At 47.8% G+C, this 5,730-nt stretch carries 3 protein-coding genes; all 3 read right to left on the bottom strand.

What is annotated here, in order from left to right:
- Positions 1–156 precede the first annotated feature (156 nt).
- Positions 157–2,055: an ABC transporter ATP-binding protein gene (locus MKX74_RS12495; RefSeq protein WP_018882876.1), complete on the bottom strand. Its 1,899-nt coding sequence runs from the start codon at positions 2,053–2,055 to the stop codon at positions 157–159.
- On the bottom strand, positions 2,030–3,901 hold the full coding sequence (locus tag MKX74_RS12490) for an ABC transporter ATP-binding protein (RefSeq protein ID WP_341178582.1): 1,872 nt from the start codon (positions 3,899–3,901) through the stop codon (positions 2,030–2,032). Before MKX74_RS12490 ends, MKX74_RS12495 begins: the two co-directional genes overlap by 26 nt.
- A 354-nt stretch (positions 3,902–4,255) precedes the next feature.
- Entirely contained in the window at positions 4,256–5,050 is a 795-nt protein-coding gene (locus MKX74_RS12485; RefSeq protein WP_341178581.1) for a thioesterase II family protein, read from the bottom strand.
- Between the last annotated feature and the right edge of the window lie 680 nt (positions 5,051–5,730).

Genomic DNA, 5,730 nt, shown 5'->3' with positions numbered 1-5,730 from the left:
ACGTGTCTCGCTCCTTACAAATTGTAATATGATCAAGAAACTGCACTTACGCCTGAACGTTGCTTACTGTTCATCTCTTCAACATGCACAAACTCATCTTCCAAAGGTGCTATTTCCGAAAATGGTTATCCCTGAAGCTACTGTCTCATTCGAATGTCAGGCCGATTGCTCCTGAGGCTGCTTGCGGGACTGAATGTCATACATCTCCGCATAATGCCCTCCCATCGCCAGCAGTTGTTCATGGGTTCCTTGCTCCTTCAATTCTCCCTCAGCAAGCACACAGATGCGATCCGCCTGCTCAATGGTCGATAAGCGATGAGCGATCACCAGTGTCGTGCGGCCCTTCATCAGCGCAGACAATCCCTGTTGGACTTCGTACTCAGCTTCCGCATCCAGTGCAGACGTTGCTTCATCAAGCAGCAGGATCGGCGCATTCTTGAGCATAGCCCGCGCGATCGCAATTCGCTGACGCTGTCCACCTGACAGGTTCGCTCCACGTTCGCCAACGAGCGTATGATAGCCCTCCGGTAGCTCCGCAATGAACCCACTGGCATAGGCGAGCTTAGCTGCTGCCTCAACCTGCTCATCGCTGGCATCAGGAGAACCAAAACGTATGTTATCGGCTATCGTCCCATGGAACAGCGTCGCTTCCTGCGGCACATAAGCGATCCAGTCGCGGACCTCATCCAGTCGACAGACTCCTGCGGAACGCTCACGAATCCTCAGCTCGCCTTCGTCGGGTGGATAGAACCCCAGTACCAGCTTCATGACAGTACTCTTGCCGCTGCCACTCGGACCAACAAGGGCAGTCACTTTGCCTTCGGGTACCGTTAGACTTAGCCTTCTGAGCGCCGGACGATCCGGCTGATAGGCAAAGCTGATATCCTGCAGCTCTAATGCCGCAGGGCCTCCCTCCAAGGATGGATCCTCAACAGCGATCCGTGGAGCTGCCCTGGAATCGTCACTCTGTCTTACCGGTCTGATCGTTTCCATAAGCCCCTCTGCGCTCAATCTGTCCACTGCCTCGGCCTCCCTCTTCTCAGGATGCTGCTGCCCTAGCAGCGCCGCCGGGAACTTCTCTTTCTCTAATGGTTCATCCAGCACCTCGCGGATCCGTGCCAGACCTGCCAAAGAGTTCTGCAAGAGGGACACCGCTGCACCAAGCTGCAGGAATACCGTTGAAATCCCTGTTTGCAACTGTACAATTTGACCCAGCACGCCAAGCTGCATCTGGTTCTGAGACACCAATATCAAACCAGCGACAAGTACACCGCCCAGCGCAAGGAATTCAACGAGAAAATTACACATATCTTGCAGACCCATTTGCCGTCCCTGACGGATGCTAGTACGACTCACCTGCTCACTGGCTGTATTGCACAGTCCGCCTACTTTGTTCCTTAATCCGAACAGCTTTACTACTTGCAGACCGGTGAGTAAATCACTTAGCCGTTCTGTAAATGTGCTCAGTCGTCCCTGCAGCTCCTCGCTGGTATGACGCATTCTTTTGGCAAAAAAAGCATTGATCCATGCTGAAGCGAGTCCCAGTATTATCGCTGCAACACCAAATCTCCAATCCAGTGCCAGCATGATGGTAAGCGAGCCGATAAATAGCGAAACTTCGAGAATGATCGAGCGAATATGGTCTGTATACGCCTGCTCCAGCGTCTGTACATCATTCGACATACGGGATACCAGATCACCAGAGTGTCGTTTCTCAACTTGGGCATACGATAGATTAACAATATGGCCGAACAATCTCCTGCGCACCTCAGCAATAGCCAGCCTCACACATTTCATATACATATAGCTGCATAATGGAGACACCAGGCTTAATACGATAAATGTCCCGGTGACCAGATAGATTGCTCTATATAGCTCCTGCTCTTCACCACTCACAGCAAAATTCAACAAATAATGAACCACAAAGGATAGCAAAATCGTAATGCTTGCATTGGTCAGACTATTGCCAATCAAGCCAGCAAAGTACCATTTCCGATGGGGCTTCATCAGGGACATCAGTTGCCGGAACTCATAGAACCCCTGCTTGAAGGTCACGCTGCTCACTCCTTTCCTGCGGCGTAGAGGAAGCTAAATCGGAATCCTGCTGTTGCTGCTCGAAATTCTGCAAATACAGTCTCCGATATACACCGTTATGGGCCAGCAGCTCCTCATGCGTTCCCGACTCTGCAATCCTGCCCTGGTCGAGCACAATAATCCGGTCCGCCTGACGAATCGTGGATAGCCGGTGTGCGATGACCAGTACTGTTCGATCCTGCATTGCGGTTTGGAGTGCGCTCTGCACCATTGCTTCTGATTGGCTATCTAGTGCCGATGTAGGTTCGTCCAGAAGCAGCAATGGTGCATTCTTCAGAAGGGCTCTGGCAATCGCAAGTCGTTGCTTCTGTCCACCGGACAGTCCGCCGCCTCGCTCTTTCAAAACGGTACCGTACCCCTCTGGAAGTCGGATGATAAAGTCATGGGCATGTGCGGCTGTGGCTGCCTCGACAATTTCCTCACGCGACGCCTCCATGCGCCCATATCCGATATTTTCTGCAACGGTAGTCGGAAAAAGCGATGGCTCCTGAGATACCATCGAGATCCGACTGCGAAGGTCAACTAAATCCCAGCTCGGTAGGCTCTTTCCGAAAATACTAATCGTTCCACTCTGCTGCCCATCCTCCAGAAATCCACATAGAAGCTTGAAGATCGTGCTCTTTCCACCTCCACTGGCCCCTACGATGGCAACCATTTCCCCTTGTCTGATCTTGAAGCTAATTTCCTTCAGCACCAGACTATCTTCGTCGTAGCCAAAGCTCACATTCTCCAGACAGACTACAGCAGTCTCTTCCACACGATGTTGCTCATCCGTTGTGCGTATTGCCCCTGTGTTGGTACCTTCCCCTCCATGTGTAGCTTCCTTCTGAAGGGCGTAGCTACTATCACTCTGGCGTTCATTGGACCAATCCAGCACCTCAAACAGATGCTTGGCAGCTCCAGCCGCCTCCTTCATCTGTGAAATGATTGTAGGCAGCATTGAGATTGGCTGCAGAATGAATGAGATCAGGTAGAGGAACAGAACAATCCCACCAGCGTTAAGTTCCCCTTGTGCAATCAGGTAGCCACCGTACACAATGACCAGAATAATGGGTGTAGCCAGCATCATGACACTGACAGGCGTAATGGCAGCATAGCGTTTTTCCAGCCCCAGTCCACGCTTGATGACATCCTCCATAATCACCATATATTTCTTCATCAAGATCGCCTGCATGTTAAAAGCCTTAATGATGGGGATGCCTCCGATAGCATCCTGTGCCACAGCGTTCAGATTGGCCAACTTCTCCTGCAACTGCTCCGAATATTTCTCAATAGGCTTACTCATGAATGAGGTGATAATCAGTCCTATGGGCATGAGTGCCAGGCTTGCGAGAACCAGCTTCCAGCTTGTCATGAGCAGCAGCGTCAGAGATGCCACGAATACTAGCGGCAGATAGAACAAATTCGCGAACTGCTGAATGAAAAAGCTCTGTAATACAGCAGTATTGCTCGTCAAACGGGATACCAGGTCACCCGTGAACTTCCTTTCTACGCTCGACACGGGTAGATCACAAAACTTATGTACGAGGTCTTCTCTTAAATCGCGCAATGCGCCAACGCTAAACCGCACTGAAGCGTACTTCATGACGAATTTGCACGGCAGACCTATGAGCATCATCCCTCCGACAAGTGCAACCATGCTCCAGGTGGATGAGAAGGCTCCTTCTGCCATTTGTTCAATAGCTTTGCCTAAAATGATATCTATTGCTGCCAGGCCTATAGAGGCTACGACGGTCAAGAATACCCACAGGTTATACGGTCTGACATAATGTGTGAGCCTTCGAAAAGCAGAATTAGATCGGAACAAGGACATCCCTCTTTTTCGCTACTCACAACTATTCAGTGCGAGTTTTTTTGAAGTTGCAATGGAGCTTGTAATATACCTACCAATGCTCGATATAAGAGTGTCTGTGTTATGAGATGAAGTGCTTTCTTAGTGCCAGCAGTTTCACTAAGACACGGCTTGGAGCACAGTGCCTTGTGTAAGAGATGTCGATAGATACATTCGCTAAGATTTCATGTGAGTGTGTGGTATGTTGCATGTTAGCTGTTGTGTAAGCTGCCATGATCGTGTTCGCGTAGAGCTGCGATAGGTGGACATTTAGCTTGTGTCTAAGCTGTGGTTACAATGCTTGGAACTGCGGGTGTATTAGAGTGTAAGTTAGTTAGAGCGATATGTTGTGTATGCTGCAGTATGCTTATGTTCTGCTGAGCCCAACAGGATATTAACGATTTTATGGATGACTTCCTGCTCTTGCTCATGAATGAAAAAATGATTGCCATCAAACATATGTACCTCAATCGGCGAGGTTGAATGCTGCTGCCAAGCCTGTAGCGAGTCTGTACTGACTTCAACATCCTGACGACCTCCGAACACAGTCACCGGACAGGAAAGTGGATTTCCCAGCTTATATTCATACCTCTCACAGACCTTGAAGTCTGCGCGTAGGCGCGGCATGATCAGCTGCATTAATTCTCTGTTCTGCAGCACTTCCTCGGGAGTTCCCTGCATCAAACGAAGCTCCTCAATGAATGGATCGTCCGCCAGCTCATGAAGCCGTTTTTTGGAATATGGAAGCTGCGGTGCGGATTTGCCCGATACAATCAGATGGACGGGAAGCTGGCCTGTGCGGATATACAGTTCTCTGGCTGTCTCAAAAGCAAGTAACGAGCCCATACTGTGACCGAAGAAAGCAAATGGCTTGTGCACATAAGGAATCATGGCCGGAACCAGTGCGTCTACGATATCTTGTAGGTGCTCCATAGGCTCTTCCATGGAGCGACCTTCACGTCCAGGAAGCTGTATGGGCAGCACCGCAATATCCGGGGCAAGTCTGGACTTCCACGAAGAAAATATGGAAGCGCCCCCGCCGGCATAAGGAAAGCAGAATAATTGCAGTCTCTCAGCCGGATGAGCTACGGTCTTCGCCAGCCAGCGTTGTGACCGATTCATCATACATGGATACCTCCATCCTCTATTTAATTCAGGATGATACAGCTATTACAGGGAAATCCTTGTAATGGATGTATTCTTCCAGCAATTTCTAACTGGTTTTAAATATACAAACTTTAAATCGCCTTGGCATGGGACAAAAGAACCTAATTTATCCAATTCATAAATATATATTTTAATACAATTTATTACATTTAATTTCGATTTTTCAAATACTTTTTTTCACTTTTGGAATTAATTACCTGATGTTTGTGGAGTGTTATTTTGTTTTAAAACCATGCTTTCTATATTCATGCAGTATGTAAAAATAACTATTAAAAATGTTGAGTAGTCAGAAAAACGCCTTGCTATCAAAAGATTCTTTATTTACATATCCTTAACATGATGCTAACAAAATGAACATGTTTTCGCAGTCTAAATTGTATGTTTTTCCACTGTTGATTTTATTGGCCTAATTAATGGTAATTTTATTAATAACACTGCTCACACTCTCTATTATTAACTCTTTAACTTTGGACTGAAAAAGTGCTTTTTATAGTCCCAAGGACCTATAACGCTTCATAAATATATTGACGTTTAGTCTAATTTTTTTAGTAATCTATTAATTTTTACGGAACCCATTAACGACATAATCGTATATGAGCCCCTTATATCTAAACACCCACCTGAGGTTATCTGGCAGC

It is taken from the genome of Paenibacillus sp. FSL K6-1230, from assembly GCF_038002385.1.
Lineage (GTDB): Bacteria > Bacillota > Bacilli > Paenibacillales > Paenibacillaceae > Paenibacillus > Paenibacillus massiliensis.
This window is presented reverse-complemented; position numbering and strand designations above follow the sequence as displayed.

Excerpts from the sequence above, each read along its gene's own strand:
- MKX74_RS12485 (WP_341178581.1), bottom strand. The coding sequence starts at position 5,050 with ATGATGAATCGGTCACAACGCTGGCTGGCGAAGACCGTAGCTCATCCG.